Genomic DNA, 19,128 nt, shown 5'->3' on the forward strand with positions numbered 1-19,128 from the left:
AATGCCGCTATTTATTATGCGCAAGTTTCTCGCTGGAAACAGCAGATAGGTTCAGTTCGGTTGAAGTGGACCGGTCGGTCGCGGCCTGGGGAGGGGCTTAGGCCCAACCCTCCAGCACCTGATCCGGCGGACGGTGCCCGTCGCACCAGGCGCGGATGTTGGCGATGACCTTTTCGCCCGATGCTTCGCGTCCCTCGATCGTCGCCGAGCCGAGGTGCGGGAGCAGCACGACATTGTCGAGCGCGAGCAGCGCGGGGTCGACCGCGGGCTCGTGGGTGTAAACGTCGAGCCCGGCGCCGGCGATGCGGCCGGCTTTCAGCGCCGCGACCAGCGCCTTTTCATCGACGATGTCGCCGCGCGCGGTGTTGATCAGATAAGCTGTCGGCTTCATCGCGCCGATGCGCGCGGCGTTGACCATCTCGTGCGTCTCGCTGGTGTGCGGGCAATGGACCGAGACGATGTCGCTGATCCTTAGCAGCGTGTCGACGCTGGCATGATAGCTCGCGCCTAATTCCTCCTCGATCGCGGCGGGCAGGCGGCGGCGGTTGTGATAATGGATCGACAGTCCGAAGGCGCGGGCGCGGCGGGCGACCGCAAGGCCGATGCGTCCCATGCCGATGATGCCCAGAAACTTGCCGCCGACGCGGTGGCCCAGCATCGTGCTGGGCGCCCAGCCGGCCCACTGGCCTGACCGCATCAGCTTCTCACCCTCGGCCAAACGGCGCGGGACCGACAGGATCAGCGCCATCGTCATGTCGGCGGTGTCTTCGGTGAAGACGCCCGGCGTGTTCGATACCATGATGCCCTTGGCGCGCGCCGCCGAAAGGTCGATATGGTCGACCCCGGCGCCGAAATTGGCGATCAGCTTCAGCCGCTCGCCCGCCGCGTTGATGACGTCGGCGTCGATGCGGTCGGTCACGGTGGGAACAAACACGTCGCAGTCGGCGACCGCAGCCTTCAACTCGTCTTCGGTAAAGGCGTGATCGTGCGCCGACAGCGCGACATCGAACAATTCGGCCATGCGGCCTTCGACATGCGGCATCAGCTGGCGGGTGACGATGACGCGCGGGCGTTTCGGACGGGATGAATCGGGCATGGCCGCCGATAGAGCGCGTGTGCGGCGAGAGGTCAAGGGGGAGGGGGCGGCGAGGGGGGGAATGGGGGGCAGGGCAAACGCGGCTGTGGACAGAAGGCGAAGAGCGCGGTGTGACCGGTTGATAAATGGCGCCGATTTTGACAAGGCTAAGTCATGAAAATCCGTCCCGCCATTGGCGTGCTTGCCCTGTTTGCCGCGATCGGCCCCGCCGCCGCCCAATCCGACCCCGAACTTCCCTATTGGGCGTCGATCAGCGTCGACGAGGCGCGGATGCGCAAGGGGCCGTCGCCCGACGTGCCGGTGACCTGGGAGTATCGCCGCAAGGATTTGCCGGTAAAGGTCGTTGCGCGTCACGAAACCTGGCGCAAGATCGAGGATCCCGACGGCACACAGGGATGGATGGCGGCACGCCTGCTCAGCCGGACCCGCACCGCGATCGTCACCGGCGGCATCCGCCCGCTGCGTGCGTCAGCGAGCGGATCGGCCGCCATTGCCTATCGCGCCGAGGCGGGGGTTGTCGGCCGCATCACCGACTGCAAGAATGGCTGGTGCCTGATCGACGTGAAGGGCCGCAAGGGCTGGATCGAAACCGGCCATATCTGGGGCGATTGATCGATCGCCCATCGAAAAAGGGCCGAGCGGTTTCCCGCCCGGCCCCGTCTTTCCTTATCGGCTAGCGCTTTCCTTATCGGTTAACGGCGCCAGTTGAAGTGGTTGCGATACACCTTGACCACCCGGCCGTTGCGCTCGTTGACGAGCAGCAGGTCGTTGTAGTGACGCACATAGGTCAGGTTGCGACCTGCCCGCGGCACGCCCCAGCGGCTGTCCCAGCTCGGACGATAGGATGAGCTGTAATAGTTGGGACGAAGCTGCGACCCGACGCGGAACTGCTGATATTTGAACGGCGCGCGATAGTTGGAATAGCGCTTGTCCTGACGCCAGTCGCGGCGGTCTTCGCGATATTCCTGACGGGCATCGCGCACATCGCGCTGTGCCTTGCGAACATCGTTGCGGTCGCCATAGCGCTGGGCGTTTCGCAGGTCGCGCTGTTCTTCGCGAAGATCCTGACGGCTTTCGCGCATTTCGCGCTGCGACTGCGCCGAGGCGACGCCGGGAACCATCAGGGCCGCGATCAGGCCGACGGTGAGGAATTTGGTTTTCATTTTTCTATCCTTTCAATCCGTCAGGGGGAGGGGAATGCCCGATGACAATCAAAGGATTAGGCGAGTCGATTTGAACGGAGCCCGAATGCGCCGTTTATTTTCAGGACATGAGTGTCGCAAAATGTCGCGACAAACGATGGGATGAGGCGCGCGTGGGGTGAACGCGCGGAACCGTTCCGCAAAAGTCGTCGCCCCCGCGAAGGCGGGGCCGCTATCGGCCTTGCTCAAGGTGGCCAGCGGCCCCCGCCTTCGCGGGGGCGACGATATTGATCAGACCAGTTCGATCGCAACTGCGGTCGCTTCACCGCCGCCGATGCAGAGGCTCGCGATGCCGCGCGTCTTGCCGTGGCGCTGGAGCGCCGCGATCAGCGTGGTGATGATGCGCGTGCCGCTGGCGCCGATCGGATGGCCCAGCGCGGTTGCACCGCCATGGACATTGATCTTGTCGTGCGGAATGCCGAGGTCGTGCATCGCGAACATCGCCACACATGCGAACGCCTCATTGACCTCGAACAGGTCGACGTCGCCGATCGCCCAGCCGGTCTTGGCGAGCAGCTTGTTGATCGCGCCGACGGGAGCGACGGTGAAATCCTTGGGCTCCTGCGCGTGCGCGGCGTGCGCGACGAGCTTTGCGATCGGCTTGGCGCCCTTGGCTTCGGCGATCGACTGGCGCGTCAGCACGACGGCGGCGGCGCCATCCGAAATCGACGAGCTGGTCGCCGCGGTGATCGTGCCATCCTTGGCAAAGGCGGGCTTCAGCGTCGGGATCTTGTCGGGCATCGCCTTGCCGGGGGCTTCGTCGGTGTCGATGGTGACTTCGCCCTTGCGCGTCGCGATGGTCACCGGCGCGATTTCATTGGTGAAGGCGCCGTCGGCGATCGCGGCCTTGGCGCGGCTCAGCGATTCGAGCGTATATTCGTCCTGCGACTGGCGGCTGAGCTGATAGGCGTCGGCGGTGTCCTGAGCAAAGGTGCCCATCGCGCGGCCGGCTTCATAGGCATCTTCGAGCCCGTCGAGGAACATATGGTCATAGGCGGTGTCGTGGCCGATGCGCGCGCCCGAGCGATGCTTCTTGAGCAGATAGGGGGCGTTGGTCATCGATTCCATGCCGCCCGCGACGACCAGATCGATGCTGCCCGCGGCGAGCGCTTCGGCGCCCATGATCACAGTCTGCATGCCCGAACCGCAGACCTTGTTCACGGTTGTCGCCTGCACCGACTTGGGCAGGCCGGCCTTGATCGCGGCCTGACGTGCGGGGGCCTGACCGAGGCCCGCGGGAAGCACGCAGCCCATATAGATGCGTTCGATATCGTCGCCCGAGACGCCCGCGCGCTCGACCGCCGCCTTGACCGCAGTCGCGCCCAGATCGGTCGCGCTCACGTCCGACAGGCTGCCCTGCATGCTGCCCATCGGGGTGCGTGCATAGGAGAGGAAAACGACGGGATCGGTGGCGGTCATGGCAAAAGACTCCGGTGGGGAAAGATGTTTCGGCGGTCCGGTTAGCGGAAATGCTGCACTTGCGAAAGGGGTGCGTCATGCCCCGGCTTTGCTTTGCTGGCGGGCCTTCGTCCGCGCAATAATATTCCAAAGTATCGGAAGTACAGCCCGCGTCCCCCCTGTGTTTCGTCCCTCCGCCATCTGGGCCCACGCGCGACTGCGACTTTCGCGCCCCGACGGTCGGGTCCGGTGATGCGAGCGTCTGCGGAGCAGTGCCGCGCGCCCTTATGGTGGGGAAATGTTCGTTCATCCGGCAATATGGACCATGGCGGAATCTAATAGGAAAGCGCCTTTTCGCGGGCGGCGGACGAAATAGGATCGGCGGCGGCCATGTGTCATGAAGAGGAATAGCGGCGGCAATATATTTGCCCCCTGAATTTGACTAATATGACACCATAGACTGCGTTGCTTGCTTCGCCGCGAGCGGAGTTTCTTTGACTTCCGAAAATCGCGCGCCGCGTTTGTACCGGGTTTCATCTTGCAACCGGACCGCGCTCATGTTCAAACGGCACAACGAATGGGGAGATAGAAAATGACCATGGTCGCAAATCACATCGACAGCGAAACGCAGCGTATGAGCCAGGTGCTGGCGGCGCAGAAGGCGAGCTTTACGGCCGCCATGCCCGAAAGCCTTGATGTGCGCCGCGACCGCATCGACCGCGCGATCGCGCTGCTCGTCGATCATGCCGAAGATTTCGCCAAAGCGGTGAGCGAGGATTTTGGCCATCGCAGCCGCGACCAGACGCTGATGACCGATATCATGCCGTCGGTCAGCGCGTTGAAGCATGCCAAAAAACATATGGCGAGCTGGTCGAAGGGCGAGAAGCGCAAACCGACTTTTCCGCTCGGGCTGCTCGGCGCCAAGGCCGAGGTCGTGTTTCAGCCGAAGGGCGTCGTCGGCGTCGTCGCCCCGTGGAATTTCCCGATCGGGATGGTGTTCGTGCCGATGGCGGGCATTCTCGCCGCAGGCAATCGCGCGATGATCAAGCCCAGCGAGTTTACCGAAAATGTCTCCGCGCTGATGGCGCGGCTGGTGCCCGAATATTTCGATGAGAGCGAGATGGCGGTGTTCACCGGCGACGCGGACATCGGGGTCGCGTTCTCGAAACTCGCCTTCGATCATATGATCTTCACCGGCGCGACGAGCGTCGGCAAGCATATCATGCGCGCCGCCGCCGATAATCTCGTTCCCGTGACGCTGGAGCTTGGCGGCAAGTCGCCGACCTTCATCGGGCGCAGCGCGAACAAGGATCTGGTCGGCCAGCGTGTCGCGCTGGGCAAGATGATGAACGCCGGGCAAATCTGCCTCGCCCCCGACTATCTGCTGGTTGCCGAGGATGAGGAAGGCGCGGTGATCGACAGCGTCACCAAGGGCGCGGCTGCGCTTTATCCGACCCTGCTCGCCAATGACGACTACACCTCGGTCGTCAACACGCGCAATTACGACCGGCTGCAGAGCTATTTGACCGACGCGCGCGAAAAGGGCGCCGAGGTGATCGAGGTGAATCCGGGCGGTGAGGATTTCGCCAGCTCGAACGGGCATAAGATGCCGCTTCACATTGTGCGCAACCCGACCGACGATATGAAGGTGATGCAGGAGGAAATCTTCGGCCCGATCCTGCCGGTCAAGACGTACAAGAGCATCGACGACGCGATCGACTATGTGAACGCCAATGACCGCCCGCTCGGCCTTTATTATTTCGGGCAGGACAAGAGCGAGGAAGACCGTGTGCTGACGCGGACGATCTCGGGCGGGGTCACGGTCAACGACGTGTTGTTCCACAATGCGATGGAAGACCTGCCGTTCGGCGGGGTCGGCCCGTCGGGAATGGGCAATTATCACGGCCTCGACGGCTTCCGCACCTTCAGCCACGCGCGCGCGGTCTATCGCCAGCCCAAGCTCGACGTTGCGGGGCTTGCGGGCTTTAAACCACCCTATGGCAAGGCGACCGCGAAAACTCTCGCGAAAGAGCTCAAGAAATAGCTTGGCAAAATGGGGCGTTCCGGCTTATCGGGACGCCCTTCCTGTTCATGGGCTTTGACCATGATCCGGATCCATCTCGCGCCCGATACCGTCGGGCGAGGGGCCCCTGTGGTGAAATTGGTAGACGCGCCGCACTCAAAATGCGGTTCCGCAAGGAGTGCTGGTTCGAGTCCGGCCAGGGGCACCATTTACGATCAAAACCGGGCACTACCCGTCGGTGCGATCACCCCCAACCTTGATACCTCAGGCGGCGAGTTCAGTGGCATCGCTTCGGCAAAGGCTTCGAGCGCATATTTGGTCGGCACATAGGTGCCCCATTCGCCGGGTGAGCGGCCCGCTTGGCGGATGGCATAGGGGGCGGTCAGGCCGAGGCGTTCGGCGCGGATTTCGTCGGAAAGGTTCAGCACCGCGAGTTCCTTGCGCCTCGGTCGCCCAAAAGCGGTCTGTCTGAAATTGGTCAGTTCGGTCTTGCGAATGACTCGCAATATGATTAGGCCCGCTCGATGCTTTCGCTCGCGCCTGTCAACCTGGATAGCTTGTACCGGGATCACAGCGGGTGGCTGGTTGCATGGCTGTCGAGCCGCGCTCATTCGGTATCACGCGCGAGCGATCTTGCGCAGGAGACATTCTGCCGTCTTGCGGAGCAGCCGGGGCTCCGCCTGCACTCCCACCCGCGCCGCTATCTGGCGACCGTCGCGCGCCGATTGCTGATTGACGACAGTCGGCGCGAGAATTCCGAGCGATCTTTTCTTTGTGCCTTGCGGGTCCATGCCGGGGACAGCTTTCAACCGGGACCCGACCGGATTGCAGAAGCGGTCGACCAGCTTTCGGCGATGATCGAACTGCTCGGCGCCCTCCCGGGGAATGTGCAGCGGGCGTTCCTGATGAGCCGTGTCGATGGGTTCACTTACGCGGAAATATCCGCCGAGCTTGGCGTTTCCTCCAGCATGGTGAAGCAATATGTCGCGCGGGCGTTCGCCCATTGTTACATGATCGCCCATGGCTGTCCCGACTGACCCGAACGAACCGACGCGCGAAACAATCGAGGCGGCCGCCGCCTGGCAGGCGCAAATGGGCGACGAGAATCGCAGCGACGATGACCGCGTCGCCTTTCGGGAGTGGATATCGGCCCATCCGTCGCATCGACTGGCTTACGACCGGATGACGGTCCTCGCCGGGGGCGCAGTTCATGATCCGGCGCAGAACGGGGAGGCGCGGCGGCGTGCGCGACGCCGGATCGCCATTCCTGTGGCGCTGTTGCTTGGCTCGCTGGTCGCATCGGCATGGTGGGCGGTGGACCGGCCCGATATTCGCAGCCGTCTGGCGGAAGACCGGACGGCGATCGGTCAGCAGGAACGGATTGCGTTCGGGGCAGGCGATCGGGTCACGCTGGACAGCGAAAGCGCCGCGGATATCGACGAAGCCTTGCGCGAAGTCCGGCTTTGGCGCGGCGCCGTGATGGCGGAGGTCAAGCCCGGCGCGGCCGCGCACTTCACGGTCCGCACGCCGCAGGGCACGGCGCGCGCGCTGGGAACACGCTATAGTGTGCGGGTGGACGGTGACGTCACGACTGTCCGCGTCATCGAGTCGCGGGTCGAGGCATGCGCCGCGCTCGGAGACCGGGCTTGCGTGACGCTGGGGCCCGGCCAGTCGGCGACGCTTGACGGCGCCGGCGCGCATCGCGGGGCGAATGTCGATCCGGTCGGTGAAAGCGCCTGGGCGGCAGGATTGCTCATCGCCGATGACCGGCCGCTGACCTCGGTCATCGACGAGCTGAATCGATACCGGCAGAGCAAGATCCGCTATTCTCCGGCCGATATTGTGGGGCTCAGGATCTCGGGAACTTTCCCGCTTACCGACACCGACAGGGCGCTGAAGAGTATTTCGGCGGCGCTTCCCGTGACGGTCAACAAGTCGGAAGGCGGCCCGATCATCATCCGGCGGTGATCGCGTTCTGCTTTTTTTGGGAAAGCCACTGTCCCTTCTGCCCCGCTGATCCGTCCGGAAGGCGAGACCAATTTGGGGGTATGAATGAAAAATCTGATTCTCCGCGGCGCAAGCGCGTTGCTCTGCTGCTCGGCGGCGGTCGTTGCCGCGCCCATCGCCGCGCAAGAGGCCGATATGCGTCAGCTTGACCTGCCGGCCGAACCGCTCGGACGCGCGCTGGCACGATATACGCAGGCGACCGGGGTGCTCGTCGCAGCCGATGCGGCGTTGACGCGGGGACGGACCAGCTCTGCGGTACGGGGGCGGCTCGCGGCGCGCGCAGCGCTCGATGCGCTGCTTCGCGGTACCGGTTTGCGCGCGGCGCCTGACGGAGCGGGCGGCTATGTTCTGACGGCATCGGGCCCGGCGGGTGCGGCCACGCCGCTGTCTTCCGAAGACGCATCAGGCGTGCCCGATCGGGAGATCGTCGTTACAGGCTATCGCGCTGCCGAACAGCGCAGCGCTACGAAGACATCGCTTGCGATCAAGGATACGCCGCAATCGATCTCGGTCGCGACCGCCGATGTGATTGCGGACCGCGGCGCCCAGTCGCTTTCCGAAGCCATGTATTTCATCCCCAACGTCGTCGCGTTCAACGAAGGCGCGACGGGCGGGGCCGGGGGCGGCAACAACAGCCTGGGCGTCGAATATAATATCCGCGGCATCTATGAGAGCGGCCAGCTCAATTACCGCCGGGTCAATGGTTTGCGCACGCACAACCGGGCTACCGTCGATCTTTCGGCGCTCGAGCGCGTCGAAGTCGTGCGCGGCCCCGCCTCGATGTTCGGCGGTGCCGTGCCGCCGGGCGGGATCATCAACCTCATTCCCAAGCGCGCGCCGGCGACGCTGCGCGGCGCGGTGACGGCGCGCATCGGCAGCTATGATGCAATCGTCCTCGAGGGCGACGTCGGCGGGACGCTGACGCAGAGCGGCGCGCTACGCGGCCGCATCAGCGCCAAATATGTCGATGAAGGGTCATGGATCGATTTTCGCGACAGCAATTTGTGGGTGGGAACCGCTGCGTTCGGGATCGATCTCTCGCCGAGCACCACGTTCGACGTGACCGGGAGCTTCCAGCGCCGAAAGTTCGTCGAGGGCGGCTCCTTTGCCGTCGGAGCCGACGGATGGGTGCCCGATATTCCGCGTTCGCGCTTCGTCGGTATTCCGGCACCCAAGTCCGAAGGCGAGCTGGGCTGGATCGATGCCGAGTTCAGGCAGGGGCTCGCGCCCGACTGGTCGCTGACCGTTCGCGGCCGCTACGAGGACGGGTTCAATGCGCAGCGGACCACCGAATTCGGCAGCTATGCCGACCGCGACGCGGGGATTGTCAGGCTGAACAAGCTCAACCGCCGCTATGATTTCGACATGGTGGCGCTCGACACCTTTGTCTCGGGCAGCGTGCCGCTTTTCGGGCTGTCGAGCGACCTGCTCCTTGGCGCCGACTATTTCGACAATGAGGAGACGGTTCGGGGCGGGCGGGTCAGCAATGTCGCGATGATCGACATTTTCGACCCCGACTATAGCACCGACATCGGTGCCTTTCCGACCGACCTTCCGACCACTTACGCCAGCGGCCGGTCGGGCTGGGGCATTTATAGCCAGGCGATCATCCGTCCCGCCGACCGCTTCGCGATCCACCTGGGCGGGCGATATGACTGGTCGCGAACCGTCGCGGGCCTGAACGCGGCAACGCAGAAGGCCGAAGCCTTCACCGGACGTGCATCGCTCACCTATCAGATCACCGACGCGCTTACCGCCTACGCGACATATAATGAGAGCTTCATTCCGTCGTCGGGCCGGACGATCGAAGGCGATCTGGTCGATCCCGAAACGGGTTATCAGGTCGAGGCCGGGCTCAAGGCGTCGCTGTTCGAGGACAAGCTCAACGCATCGATCGCCGCCTATCGCATGCTGAGGCGCAATATCGCGACCTTTGATCCGCGCAGCGGGACCGGCGAATATTTCGTCATTCCGGTCGGCGAACAGGTCCATAAGGGCGTCGAGATCGAGGTCGTCGGTTCGCCCGTTCCGGGGCTCCAGCTGGTGGCATCGGCGGCGGTGCAGGATGCCGAGGTGACAAGGAGCAATGACGGCCTCGCAGGGACGGTCCCCTATGATGCGCAGAAATTCACAGGCGCCTTCCTTGCGACATATGAACTCCAGTCAGGTCCGCTCAAAGGGCTGGGTTTTGGGGGTAGCGTCCGGGATTTGGGCAAATATTATCCCTTTACCTTCCCGCAGAACCAGCTTGCCTATAATCCGCCGCCGGTCGTCGATGCACAGCTTTTCTATCGCGGCATCCCCGGTTGGGATATCCGGCTGAACGTCTTCAACCTCTTCGACGAGCGCTATCTGAGCGCGGTCAGCATCTATGGCGCGAGTACCTTTGGTCGCCCCCGCTCGGCGATGCTGTCGGTCGCGCGCCGGTTCTGACATGGCGCCGCGCGCAGGCTTGCGGATGGCTGCGCGGGTGCTGGCCGCGGTCGTCGGTTCCTATGCGGTCTCCGCCGGGGCGTCGGCGCTGATCGGTGTATTGCTTGTCGTGGTCGCGAGACTGGGACGATCGGATGCGCTGATTATCGGTAGTGTGCTCGGCTATCTGCTCTTTGTCTTCCTGATGCTGTGGTGTTTTGCCGAACGGCGGTTGCTGCGCGTGTGGGCGGTCGTGGTTGCCGCCGCGGTGGTCACGCATCTTGCGGCCTGGCTTGTCGCGCCCGCCATGTCGGCGTCCGGGGGCGTATCATGAGCGCGCCGGCAAGCCCGGACGATCCCGGCGGCCTTCGCCTCGCGCTCAACTGGTTTCATACCTGGTTCGGGCTTGTCGTCGGCGCATTGCTTTTCATCATTTTCTGGACCGGGACGCTGGCCGTTTTTGATCGCGAGATCGATCGCTGGACAATGCCGGCGACCCGGTTGCCGATCGTCAGCTCCGTATCCGCCGATGCGCTGATGCCGGTGGTGCGCGATCTGGTCGAGGGATCGCGCGGCTGGCGGATGATCCTTCCCGACGATCGCGTGCCCGTAGCCGAGGTGCAGGCGAGCTTTGCCGACGGCTCTTACGTCCGCCGCTTCATCGATCCGGTATCGATGCAGATCCTCCCCGACGAGGGGACAGCAGGCGCCTCCGACTTCTTCTATCCCTATCATTATAATCTTCATTCGGGCGCAATCGGGCTGTTTCTCTGTGCGCTGGCCGCCGTGATCATGGTTGCATTGTGCGTGTCGGGGGTGATTATTCATCGCAAGATCTTCGCCGACTTCTTCACGCTACGCATCGTCAGGAAGGCCCAGCGAACCACGCTCGATCTTCACAATCTGTCGGGCGTGCTGTTTCTCCCATTTCTGTTGATGATCTCGTTCACCGGCGTCGCGATCTTCACTTACACCTATTTGCCGTCAGCGCAGGCGATCATGTTCAGCGGCGACCCGCAGGCCATGACAGCCGGCTATTTCTCCCGCGACGCGGCCGGGAGGCCCGGCGGCGCGATCGTCTCGCTTGAGGCGCTTCGCGACCGGGCCAAAGATCATTGGGGCGCGCGGCCCGATTATGTCCAGATTGTCCACCCGGGCGATGCGGGCAGCTATGTCGAACTTCGCCCACCGAATGGCAGCAAAATATCCTTCAGCACCGAGGCGATGTGGTTTGACGCCGCGACCGGTGCGCGCCTCGGTGCGTCGCCATCCACGGGCACACGGCGTGCCTATGATTTCCTCTACGGCATCCATCTCGTCCAGTTCCACCATTGGCCGCTGCGCTGGCTCTATTTCGTCTCGGGGCTCGCCGGCTGCCTGTTGATAGCGACGGGGATGCTGTTCTGGGTTCAGTCCCGGCGCAAGCGGCACCAGAGAGACGGCCGTCGGGGTGTGCGGATCGTGGAGGCCTTTGTGATCGCGGCGACGATCGGGCCTTTGCTCGCAACGCTCGGGTTCCTGATTGCCAATCGAACGCTGCCGATCACAACGCTCGACCGGGCATCGACCGAAATGTGGATATTCCACCTCGTCTGGATCGCTTCCGCCGTTCATGCCTTTGCGCGAGGCCGGGCGGCATGGCGCGACCAAGCGTGGATGGTTGCCGCAGGATGCCTCCTTGCCGTGGTTCTCAACGCCTGGACTACAGACACTGGGCTTTTTGACGCTATTTCTGCGGGTCTTTGGCACAGCGCCGGCGTGGACCTGTCATTGCTGGCCACCTCGGCCATAGCGGCCTGGAGTGCGGTCAAGCTGCGCCGCGCGGAGAGGATCGCGAGCGCAAGCGCACGGAGCGTGACCGAATGATGATCCTCTCCATCGCCGGTGGGCTTCTCGTCGCGCTACTCGGATTTGCCGCCCTGGGTTTGAGCCAGATCCAGCATTGGCGCGTGATCGGGCGGCAGCGAACGACGATGCCGCCGGCGTGGCTCCGTCCGACAGGATGGGTGCTGGTTGGGGTGTCTTGCCTTCCGCCATTGCTATTCGAAGGCGTCGCCTTTGGCGCTCTTCTTTGGATCGGATTGTTGAGCATGGCGGCGATCTGCGTCGTGACCATTTTCTGTCGTCAGCCAAATAGCCCGTGAGCTCAGCCCGGTTATGGTCCGCTATCCGGGATTTTCATCCTTAAGCTGCCCATCCGCAACCGGCCAATCCCCACGGTACAGGGCCCATGCGCGTTGCCGGCGCGAGGCAAAAGCAGGTTCAGATACCATCTGAAGGCGGATGGGGCGGCGCGCCTTCGCGTCGTATTCGGAAGCGATGATTGACTGACCGAGGTTCTTGATTATCGTTGCCGGGCTATGGTGACGAAGCCCATGAACATAGGCGGGTTAATTTTAGCGCTGTTTGTGCTGCCCGGGTGCCAAGGGGATCGCCTCGAAGGCGTTTACCATGCGGATGACGGCGAAGGCAGTCGTGCCACCATGGCCCTTGAGGGTGGGACGGTGCGGTTCTGGCAGAATGGTACCAGCCTTCCGGAAGTGACCGGGCATTACCGACAGGATTCCGATCGCATCATCATGTCGCTGGGTGGTAAAACGCTCCTCCTTTCGCTCGAAGGCGAATGCCTTCATCCCATCGACGATCCTTCCCAGAAGATTTGTAGAGAGAAATAAGATATGCGCGGGATCATATTATTCTTTCTGTTTGTCTTGCTGCCTGTCCCGGCTGCCGCAAGCTGCTCGCCCCCTTGGGAGACCCACTTTGCATGCGACATCGAGCATAAGCATGCGCGGGCCGAGTTTTGCCGGATCGCCGACACGGAAGCCCATCCTTCGAAGAAGGAGGCCTATTACTCATATGTCATCGGCGACGAACCGGCCGAGCTGTATTTCGAAACAGATAAGGTCCTGTTTTCCACCAAAGACTTCATCCTCGAACACCAGTCAGACACGTCTTCCGGTATGGGCTATCAGCTTGGGAAGATCGTATATTCCTTCTTCGTGACCCAAGACGAGCGTCTTGGAAATCGGGTTCGCGAAGCCGAAGTGAGGGTCTATAAATCGGCTGATGATTTCTTCAGCCGTGACAAGAATGTGGAGATCGCACGCCTGACCTGTGATCCCGCTTCGATAGTGGCCAACACCGCGATGATCGCCCCATAGCGGCCATCCTGCCAAGCCCGTTGTGAAAAGCGGGCAGGGCGGAAACCTCTCTTCTAGTCACAGGACACAGAGTAGAAGCTCACAAAATCGTCCGGGCTTTCGCCGACTGTGGTTACGCCGAGCGTCCTCGACCCTTGCGCATATTGGAAGCTGCAAAAACCATAGCCGGTGCCCGAGCAGCTTTCGACTTCGACGACGCCTTGCTTATGGAAATCATTTTCGCGGCCAAATCCGCCTTCGGGCAGTTCCTGCGCCACCGGCTTCCACCCCGTTGCCGCCAGCGTCTTGCGTGCCGCGAGGATCGGTTTGCCATAGATGTTGGGCACCTTGACCGCGCCATCGCACAATTGTTCCTCGGCAGGCAATTTCGCAAGAACCGGGACGCCCCCCTCTTCCTTCAGTATCGCAATCGGCGCGACCGGACCTTCGCCCGATCCGATCAGAAGCGTCGCATTGCCGCGATCTTCGAGTTGCCCGATCGACGGTTGTTCGGCGCCCTTTCTCGCATAGCCCAACGCAACCATTTGGCCGCCGTCGAACAGCGCGACATTGCCGTCGTGGACCATGCAGACCCCGCTGGTGGCGGTTTCCAGCTGTCCGACGAAGCTGATCGCGTCGTAGCGACCCAGCTTTTCCTCCGATGTGACGAACCAGCCCCGTTTTTCGGCTATCTTGCCGCCCGCGCTCTTCGGTCCGCCTGCGGGCCGATAGTGACTGCATGACTCGTTGAATGGATCGCTGGCGCTATTGGCTGGAAGCTCGGACAGGGCGGTGAACGTCAGGCCTTCGACTTCCGAACGCGGCTGGGGGGACGCTTTGGGGCCAGCCGTGCCGGTGATGGCACGCGTTTCCCCCGCTGCCGATTTCCCGGACGTGTCGGCTGTTTCCGAACAGCCCCACAATGCCAAGGCTAATATGGGGACACTCATCATGGCTCGGCGTGCAGCAATCATATCGATGTCTCCCAATTGTCTTTGCAAAATGGCACAAGCCAAGATGGCATCTCGCGTATACGGCCTGCTGCGCACGGTTCAAAATTCCGCGGCTGCCTCAACCCGGCTTTTTCTCGCTCATTTTTGGTCGGAACGACGGAAAAGCGAAAGCCAGTTTAGCAAGCATATCAATGCCAAGCCGGTCGCAAGAAGCAGGCCGAGCGCGAAAAATCCGCTTAAGGCCCAAAATATGACGGGGCTGTCGCTCATATAGACGTCCGGTCCCCGTCGATTGACGATGCGACCGTCTTGTATCACGCCTGCAAGCGCGTGCACGCCAGCCCAAACCAGCCAGCAAAGGAAAGCCGCGACGAGGCCTGTGCCAATTTTCTGGCCCATTTGCGATTTCTGTTTCCTGCTCATGCGTTCGGCCTGTGGTGTCTTGAGGGGCAATCGAGTTGGGTCCATGCGTTACCTGAGCGACCGCGAAATGAGAACGCACATGGCCAGTCGAGGATGGTCACTGGTTTCAGGTCGCTCGCTGGCGCTCGGGCTGCGATGACGGTATCGACCCGCAGCGCTATGATCGGCCCGTTCGAAAAGCCGGGAAGGAATTTTGTTTTGACCATTATGCGCACGTCGCGAGGCCTGAGATTCGAACCCTATGTCGAATAGGATCGGTGTCCGTCCCATCAGCTGGATGACCGCATTTTTGTCATGCTCGCCGATTGCGCCGGTCCTCTGCTGGACGCTTGCCAATATCTTGCCGGTTCCGGTGAATTCGCGATCGGAGCTGTCGGACGTGTCGTTTGGCTGGCCGTTTGCATGGATCGTGCAGGACCAAACGCGATTTGATCCCATCGCTTACCCCATGTTTGCCAAGCTATATCTGAACAAAATCGACCCCGTTTCGACCGAATATCATTGGACCTGTTTTATGGTCAATTCGGTCCTGATCGCCTTGGGGCTGGCCACGATCCTGTGGGGTCTGCTTCGCCTGTGGGCCGCGAGGCAAAACAAGTGACGCCGCCATTCAGCTTCACTCCGGCTTGCGGCCGGAGTGACCCAGTCTGCTGGTTTCTGTGACTTGCCGGCCTTCTTGCCGTGCGAATCTTGAAGTGACGCCTGCGCGGCGGTAAGTGGTTTTGGCGCAGGGCGGTGCCAAATCGGTTTAAGGGGAAGGGCATGTCCTGGGAGATTGTTGCGCTGATGGCGGGGCTGTTGGCTCCGATGAATCCGGCTGCGCCCGAATCTGTTCAGGCTCAGTCCGGGGACCAGTTTGCACCGGGCGCTGGAGGGACGCCGAACGCGCCCGACCTTCCGCCGAATGGCGAGAATAAGCAGCCATTCGTTCATCCGGACGGGAAAGCCGTTTTCACCATAATCCCTGGGACGCGGCGTCAAGTGGACGTCGATATTCAGGAAATCGGCTTCAGGATCGAAAGCGGACCAAACGATTCCACGTCGTCGGCCGCGACGATGGGACGCGCTCAAATCAACTGCCGAACGCGAAAACGTCGGACGGTTTCGCATGATCCGGCACCGGCGTCGCAAAAGCCCGGCGAACAGGTTCGGGCGGATGATCCGTGGATCGATTTGAGCGAAGACGCTGAGGATCGCCTTTTATTTGCATCCGCTTGCGGTGAGGGGGCCGGCCCGCCGCCACGCAGAGAGCCTTTGCCGGACTATCCCGTGCTGGCCTTGGTCGAAGGACGTGAGGGGCGGGCAGAGTTCCGCATAACGGTCGCGCCATCGGGGGCTGTCACGGACTGCAGGATCGTTACTTCGAGCGGCCATTCCGATCTGGATGCGGCGACTTGCGATTACGCGCGCAAGCTGAAGAAAGCCGAGGGCGTCTATCAAGGTGTCGTGAGCTGGCATGTGTCCGATTGATGCCCTTTCTTCCTGACTCCACCCGCGCATTGGGGCGGTAGCGTGCCCTTAAACAGAGTAAGACAGTCGCACGCGGACGTGCGAGCTCCGATCCGGATGTCCTCTTCAGCGCGCGCCAACGCCTGGCAATGCGTCTTCTCGATGCGTCTCCTGACCACCCAAAGCCTGTCACCGAACTGTCCCGATTGCGGATTATTGGTATAGTCCAATTTCAAATGGAGGCAGCTGTGTTGGTGATGACGGATAGAGCGGACAAAGGCACCGGTCGGGGGCGTTGGGTCGGGGGCTCGCTCTCCGCGATTGTGCTGCTGCTGAGTCCGGTCTTTCCTGCCGGCATCGCTCAGGCCCAGGGGCAGATCGCTGCATCTTCGGAAGCGCACCAGCCCGCAGTCGAATGGATGCCGGAGCTGGAGAACGCCCTGCCGAGGCGGGCCGGACCGGCGTCAGAGGCTGAAACGACCAGTGTCCCCACGATCTCGTCGGTGCCTGCGCCGCGTATCCTTTCCGACATGCGGGCGACCGATCGCCGCATACTCGATGCGGGGCAGAGCGGCGACTCGTTCACAGTGGAACTCTGGCTGCTCGATCATGTGAACCAGCGAATCGGCGCCCTGATCGACAGCGGTCAGGCGTCGCGCCCGGACTGGGCTTTGGGTTATGTGACGGGTGAAGCGCTGTTCGGTCCGGTCGGCGCGGATGGCCTGCCGATGTTGAAGGTGAAGACCGGGGATGGATACAAAGGGCGGTGGCATCATCTCGTCGGCGTCCGTGACGGTGCGCGATGGACGCTTTATCTGGATGGCGTGGTTCAGGGGCAGGCCGAATCGCGTTCCCCCATTGCTTCCTCACCCTCCTTGCAACTGAGCGGCTTTTTTGAAGCAGAGCGCTTCATGCGCCTTCCGAACCTGGTCAAGGCGGCGGCTGTCCATCATCGCGCGCTGAGCCCCGCAGAGGTCAAGGCGGCATTCGACCGCCGTGCGCGATTGGTCGACGACGGAAAGCTGACCGACAAGGCGCTCCACTTCACGCAGCCGCCCTACCTGAACGCGCCGACCACTTCTGGTATCCAGCTTTCCTGGGAGACGGATCGCCCGGTCGCCGCAACCGTTGAGTGGGGGGAGACGACCAGCGCGCTGCAATCGCGGGAAATCCCGCGCAGCGCGAAACGTATTGGCGGGATTCAGCTGGAGGGTCTGAAGGCCGATACGCCCTATTTCTATCGTGTGAGCGGCACCGATGCGGACGGCAATGAAGTCCGGTCGGGCATCCTGTCCTTTCGCACCGCGCCGCCCCCCGGCGCGCCGTTTACGATGGCGATCAGCGCAGATACCGAGGCGCGCACGCATATCAACGGGCGGATGAGTTCATTGATCTGGGAGCAGCGGCCCAATGTCCTGTTGCTCGCGGGTGACCTTACGGATGGCGGCTCAATCGACAATCGCTTTGAATGGACGCATGAATATTTCGCCGGCATGGGGCCGCTGTTCGGCCGCGTGCCGGTGATCGCCGCTCCGGGAAATGGCGAAAGCGAATTGCACTGGTTCCGCCACTATCACCGCCAACCCGGCGATGGAGCTTATTTCAATCTGCGTTACGGCGACGCGGAAATCTTTGTGATCGACAGCAATCTGGAAGACCGTGAACAGCGCGAACCCGGCTTTCGCGAGAGGCAGAAGGCCTGGTTGAAGCAGGCTCTCGCTTCGTCGACCGCGAAATGGAAGATCGCCATGCACCACCACGCCCTGATGTCGACCGACGACGATGATTACGGCGACAGCTGGACTGGCGTATCGCGCGGCGGCGACGCTGTTCCGGCAGCGGAGCTGCAACCGCTCTACGAGCAATATTCGGTCGATCTCGTCATCGTCGGTCACCTTCATACCTATGAACGAAGCTGGCCGATTAAGGGCGGGAAAGTCGATCTGGTGAAGGGCGTTACCTATCTTCAGGTAGGCGGGATGGGCGGCAATCTGGAAGATTTTCAGCCCACCAAGCCGTGGTTCAACCGAAAGGCGTTCCGCGACCATCATTTTGTGATGCTGCGCGGCGCGGGAGACAGGCTGGAGGCCGAAGCGATCGACGCCGAAGGCCGGGTTCGCGACACCTTTACCCTCGTCAAATAGCGATCCGTTGCAACGCCGCCGCTAGCGACTTATTTGCATTTTTGGTATAGTCCAATAATCTGAAGCTCACTTCGGTTCGCCGCCGATCGGCTTCCTGCATTCATCCGATGGAAATGACACCAGATGATCGACGTAATATTCAATATAATCAATAAATTCGGTCGACTCACCTATGGCGAGGACATCACCCAGATCGAGCATGCGTTGCAATGTGCCCAAATTGCCCGCGAGGACGGGGCCGGCGATACGCTGATTGCGGCAGCGCTGCTGCACGACATCGGGCAGTTCATCGACGACGCGGGAAATGCTGCAGAGCAACGCGGGATCGACGCCCGGCATGAAGTCATCGGTGCGACCTTTCTCGCACGAAGCTTTCCCGAGAGCGTAACGGAGCCCGTGAGAATGCATGTCGAGGCCAAGCGCTATCTTTGTGCGGTGGAGCCCGACTATCGTGCCGCGCTCAGCCGCGCATCGGAACTCAGCCTTCAACTGCAGGGTGGCCCGATGAGCGCCGACGAGGCGGACGTCTTCGCGCAAAGCCCCTATTTCGACGATGCGATCAAGCTGCGGAGATACGATGACACCGGGAAGCAAAGGGATTGGGCCGTTGCCGATCTCGAATTTTATCGCCCGCTGCTCGAGAAGCTCATGACGAACCACGGTGCTGACGCGCCGAAGGGACAGCAGGACTAAGGATTATCGGCCGGGGTTTTACCGTCCGGTTCGAACCGCATCGCGGGGGTGGTGGTGACGCTATTCTGTCGCGACATCTGGCGATCAGCAGCCATGCTGTCGGGAACGGTCACGCCTGCCTGGCGCATCCGTGTCTCCCCGTTGGCAAGATCAGTTTTTTATCGTTCGCAGAGCCCGGCAATGTA

Annotated in this window: 21 protein-coding genes and 1 tRNA gene; 14 read left to right on the forward strand and 8 right to left on the reverse strand. The window is 62.2% G+C overall.

Annotated elements, in window-relative coordinates; translation table 11 throughout:
* Positions 1–97: 97 nt before the first annotated feature.
* Positions 98–1,096 carry a 2-hydroxyacid dehydrogenase gene (locus tag ACSYDV_RS12105; protein WP_438324067.1) on the reverse strand — a complete coding sequence of 333 codons (999 nt, stop codon included), beginning with the start codon at positions 1,094–1,096 and terminating at the stop codon, positions 98–100.
* Between the two features lie 153 nt (positions 1,097–1,249).
* Here ACSYDV_RS12105 and ACSYDV_RS12110 point away from each other — a divergent pair, with 153 nt between their 5' ends.
* On the forward strand, positions 1,250–1,708 hold the full coding sequence (locus ACSYDV_RS12110) for an SH3 domain-containing protein (RefSeq protein WP_438324068.1): 459 nt from the start codon (positions 1,250–1,252) through the stop codon (positions 1,706–1,708).
* Positions 1,709–1,788: 80 nt separating this feature from the next.
* Here ACSYDV_RS12110 and ACSYDV_RS12115 read toward each other — a convergent pair whose 3' ends face one another.
* Both ACSYDV_RS12115 and ACSYDV_RS12120 read right to left on the reverse strand, forming a co-directional pair.
* Positions 1,789–2,259, reverse strand: coding sequence for a hypothetical protein (locus ACSYDV_RS12115; protein WP_438324069.1), 471 nt, complete (start codon positions 2,257–2,259; stop codon positions 1,789–1,791).
* Between the two features lie 270 nt (positions 2,260–2,529).
* Positions 2,530–3,717, reverse strand: a complete 1,188-nt coding sequence (locus tag ACSYDV_RS12120; protein ID WP_438324070.1) for an acetyl-CoA C-acyltransferase — start codon at positions 3,715–3,717, stop codon at positions 2,530–2,532.
* A gap of 571 nt (positions 3,718–4,288) precedes the next feature.
* Here ACSYDV_RS12120 and ACSYDV_RS12125 point away from each other — a divergent pair.
* Positions 4,289–5,740, forward strand: a complete 1,452-nt coding sequence (locus ACSYDV_RS12125; protein WP_438324071.1) for a coniferyl aldehyde dehydrogenase — start codon at positions 4,289–4,291, stop codon at positions 5,738–5,740.
* 102 nt (positions 5,741–5,842) lie between these two features.
* Positions 5,843–5,927 (forward strand) — tRNA-Leu (locus ACSYDV_RS12130).
* A 7-nt stretch (positions 5,928–5,934) separates the two neighbouring features.
* Here the strand turns inward: ACSYDV_RS12130 and ACSYDV_RS12135 are convergent.
* A complete protein-coding gene (locus tag ACSYDV_RS12135) occupies positions 5,935–6,147 on the reverse strand; it encodes a hypothetical protein (RefSeq protein WP_438324072.1) in 213 nt (70 codons plus the stop codon).
* Between the two features lie 129 nt (positions 6,148–6,276).
* On the opposite strand from ACSYDV_RS12135, the gene ACSYDV_RS12140 reads away from it, so the two are divergent.
* The 6 genes from ACSYDV_RS12140 (at position 6,277) to ACSYDV_RS12165 (ending at position 12,282) form a co-directional block, all read left to right on the forward strand.
* Positions 6,277–6,756, forward strand: coding sequence for a sigma-70 family RNA polymerase sigma factor (locus ACSYDV_RS12140; protein ID WP_438324073.1), 480 nt, complete (start codon positions 6,277–6,279; stop codon positions 6,754–6,756).
* Positions 6,740–7,687 carry a FecR family protein gene (locus ACSYDV_RS12145; RefSeq protein WP_438324074.1) on the forward strand — a complete coding sequence of 316 codons (948 nt, stop codon included), beginning with the start codon at positions 6,740–6,742 and terminating at the stop codon, positions 7,685–7,687. The genes ACSYDV_RS12140 and ACSYDV_RS12145 overlap by 17 nt, the downstream gene beginning before the upstream one ends.
* Positions 7,688–7,771: 84 nt before the next feature.
* Entirely contained in the window at positions 7,772–10,159 is a 2,388-nt protein-coding gene (locus tag ACSYDV_RS12150; RefSeq protein WP_438324075.1) for a TonB-dependent siderophore receptor, read from the forward strand.
* 25 nt (positions 10,160–10,184) lie between these two features.
* On the forward strand, positions 10,185–10,472 hold the full coding sequence (locus tag ACSYDV_RS12155; protein WP_438324076.1) for a hypothetical protein: 288 nt from the start codon (positions 10,185–10,187) through the stop codon (positions 10,470–10,472).
* Positions 10,469–12,004 (forward strand): PepSY-associated TM helix domain-containing protein, encoded by a 1,536-nt coding sequence (locus tag ACSYDV_RS12160; protein WP_438324077.1) that lies wholly within the window; start codon positions 10,469–10,471, stop codon positions 12,002–12,004. Before ACSYDV_RS12155 ends, ACSYDV_RS12160 begins: the two co-directional genes overlap by 4 nt.
* Positions 12,001–12,282, forward strand: coding sequence for a DUF3325 family protein (locus ACSYDV_RS12165; protein WP_438324078.1), 282 nt, complete (start codon positions 12,001–12,003; stop codon positions 12,280–12,282). The genes ACSYDV_RS12160 and ACSYDV_RS12165 overlap by 4 nt, the downstream gene beginning before the upstream one ends.
* Before the next feature lie 252 nt (positions 12,283–12,534).
* Here the strand turns inward: ACSYDV_RS12165 and ACSYDV_RS12170 are convergent, their stop codons facing one another.
* Positions 12,535–12,771: a hypothetical protein gene (locus ACSYDV_RS12170; protein ID WP_438324079.1), complete on the reverse strand. Its 237-nt coding sequence runs from the start codon at positions 12,769–12,771 to the stop codon at positions 12,535–12,537.
* A gap of 45 nt (positions 12,772–12,816) precedes the next feature.
* Here ACSYDV_RS12170 and ACSYDV_RS12175 point away from each other — a divergent pair, with 45 nt between their 5' ends.
* Complete coding sequence (locus tag ACSYDV_RS12175) at positions 12,817–13,302, forward strand: hypothetical protein (protein ID WP_438324080.1); 486 nt, start codon at positions 12,817–12,819, stop codon at positions 13,300–13,302.
* A gap of 53 nt (positions 13,303–13,355) precedes the next feature.
* Here ACSYDV_RS12175 and ACSYDV_RS12180 read toward each other — a convergent pair whose 3' ends face one another.
* Positions 13,356–14,255, reverse strand: a complete 900-nt coding sequence (locus ACSYDV_RS12180) for a hypothetical protein (RefSeq protein WP_438324081.1) — start codon at positions 14,253–14,255, stop codon at positions 13,356–13,358.
* A 117-nt stretch (positions 14,256–14,372) separates the two neighbouring features.
* Entirely contained in the window at positions 14,373–14,657 is a 285-nt protein-coding gene (locus tag ACSYDV_RS12185; RefSeq protein ID WP_438324082.1) for a hypothetical protein, read from the reverse strand.
* A gap of 277 nt (positions 14,658–14,934) precedes the next feature.
* Here ACSYDV_RS12185 and ACSYDV_RS12190 point away from each other — a divergent pair, with 277 nt between their 5' ends.
* The 4 genes from ACSYDV_RS12190 to ACSYDV_RS12205 all read left to right on the forward strand — a co-directional run bounded on the left by ACSYDV_RS12190 (position 14,935) and on the right by ACSYDV_RS12205 (position 18,943).
* Positions 14,935–15,258 carry a hypothetical protein gene (locus ACSYDV_RS12190; RefSeq protein ID WP_438324083.1) on the forward strand — a complete coding sequence of 108 codons (324 nt, stop codon included), beginning with the start codon at positions 14,935–14,937 and terminating at the stop codon, positions 15,256–15,258.
* 161 nt (positions 15,259–15,419) lie between these two features.
* Positions 15,420–16,127, forward strand: a complete 708-nt coding sequence (locus ACSYDV_RS12195; protein WP_438324084.1) for an energy transducer TonB — start codon at positions 15,420–15,422, stop codon at positions 16,125–16,127.
* Between the two features lie 236 nt (positions 16,128–16,363).
* Positions 16,364–18,250, forward strand: a complete 1,887-nt coding sequence (locus ACSYDV_RS12200) for a metallophosphoesterase (protein ID WP_438324290.1) — start codon at positions 16,364–16,366, stop codon at positions 18,248–18,250.
* Between the two features lie 123 nt (positions 18,251–18,373).
* Positions 18,374–18,943 (forward strand): phosphonate degradation HD-domain oxygenase, encoded by a 570-nt coding sequence (locus ACSYDV_RS12205; RefSeq protein ID WP_438324085.1) that lies wholly within the window; start codon positions 18,374–18,376, stop codon positions 18,941–18,943.
* Here the strand turns inward: ACSYDV_RS12205 and ACSYDV_RS12210 are convergent.
* Complete coding sequence (locus ACSYDV_RS12210; protein WP_438324086.1) at positions 18,940–19,071, reverse strand: hypothetical protein; 132 nt, start codon at positions 19,069–19,071, stop codon at positions 18,940–18,942. The genes ACSYDV_RS12205 and ACSYDV_RS12210 overlap by 4 nt on opposite strands.
* Positions 19,072–19,128 lie beyond the last annotated feature (57 nt).

Source organism: Sphingopyxis selenitireducens (genome assembly GCF_051550705.1).
In the GTDB taxonomy this organism is placed as follows: Bacteria; Pseudomonadota; Alphaproteobacteria; order Sphingomonadales; family Sphingomonadaceae; genus Sphingopyxis.

Bases quoted from the DNA above. Each gene is read 5' to 3' on its own strand.
- ACSYDV_RS12195 (WP_438324084.1), top strand. From the start codon at position 15,420: ATGTCCTGGGAGATTGTTGCGCTGATGGCGGGGCTGTTGGCTCCGATG.
- ACSYDV_RS12175 (WP_438324080.1), top strand. From the start codon at position 12,817: ATGCGCGGGATCATATTATTCTTTCTGTTTGTCTTGCTGCCTGTCCCG.
- ACSYDV_RS12115 (WP_438324069.1), bottom strand. From the start codon at position 2,259: ATGAAAACCAAATTCCTCACCGTCGGCCTGATCGCGGCCCTGATGGTT.
- ACSYDV_RS12185 (WP_438324082.1), bottom strand. From the start codon at position 14,657: ATGAGCAGGAAACAGAAATCGCAAATGGGCCAGAAAATTGGCACAGGC.
- ACSYDV_RS12205 (WP_438324085.1), top strand. From the start codon at position 18,374: ATGATCGACGTAATATTCAATATAATCAATAAATTCGGTCGACTCACC.
- ACSYDV_RS12125 (WP_438324071.1), top strand. From the start codon at position 4,289: ATGACCATGGTCGCAAATCACATCGACAGCGAAACGCAGCGTATGAGC.
- ACSYDV_RS12190 (WP_438324083.1), top strand. From the start codon at position 14,935: ATGACCGCATTTTTGTCATGCTCGCCGATTGCGCCGGTCCTCTGCTGG.
- ACSYDV_RS12180 (WP_438324081.1), bottom strand. From the start codon at position 14,255: ATGATTGCTGCACGCCGAGCCATGATGAGTGTCCCCATATTAGCCTTG.
- ACSYDV_RS12120 (WP_438324070.1), bottom strand. From the start codon at position 3,717: ATGACCGCCACCGATCCCGTCGTTTTCCTCTCCTATGCACGCACCCCG.
- ACSYDV_RS12145 (WP_438324074.1), top strand. From the start codon at position 6,740: ATGGCTGTCCCGACTGACCCGAACGAACCGACGCGCGAAACAATCGAG.
- ACSYDV_RS12165 (WP_438324078.1), top strand. From the start codon at position 12,001: ATGATGATCCTCTCCATCGCCGGTGGGCTTCTCGTCGCGCTACTCGGA.
- ACSYDV_RS12210 (WP_438324086.1), bottom strand. From the start codon at position 19,071: ATGCGCCAGGCAGGCGTGACCGTTCCCGACAGCATGGCTGCTGATCGC.
- ACSYDV_RS12155 (WP_438324076.1), top strand. From the start codon at position 10,185: ATGGCTGCGCGGGTGCTGGCCGCGGTCGTCGGTTCCTATGCGGTCTCC.
- ACSYDV_RS12160 (WP_438324077.1), top strand. From the start codon at position 10,469: ATGAGCGCGCCGGCAAGCCCGGACGATCCCGGCGGCCTTCGCCTCGCG.
- ACSYDV_RS12150 (WP_438324075.1), top strand. From the start codon at position 7,772: ATGAAAAATCTGATTCTCCGCGGCGCAAGCGCGTTGCTCTGCTGCTCG.
- ACSYDV_RS12110 (WP_438324068.1), top strand. From the start codon at position 1,250: ATGAAAATCCGTCCCGCCATTGGCGTGCTTGCCCTGTTTGCCGCGATC.
- ACSYDV_RS12170 (WP_438324079.1), bottom strand. From the start codon at position 12,771: ATGAAGGCATTCGCCTTCGAGCGAAAGGAGGAGCGTTTTACCACCCAG.
- ACSYDV_RS12105 (WP_438324067.1), bottom strand. From the start codon at position 1,096: ATGCCCGATTCATCCCGTCCGAAACGCCCGCGCGTCATCGTCACCCGC.
- ACSYDV_RS12200 (WP_438324290.1), top strand. From the start codon at position 16,364: ATGACGGATAGAGCGGACAAAGGCACCGGTCGGGGGCGTTGGGTCGGG.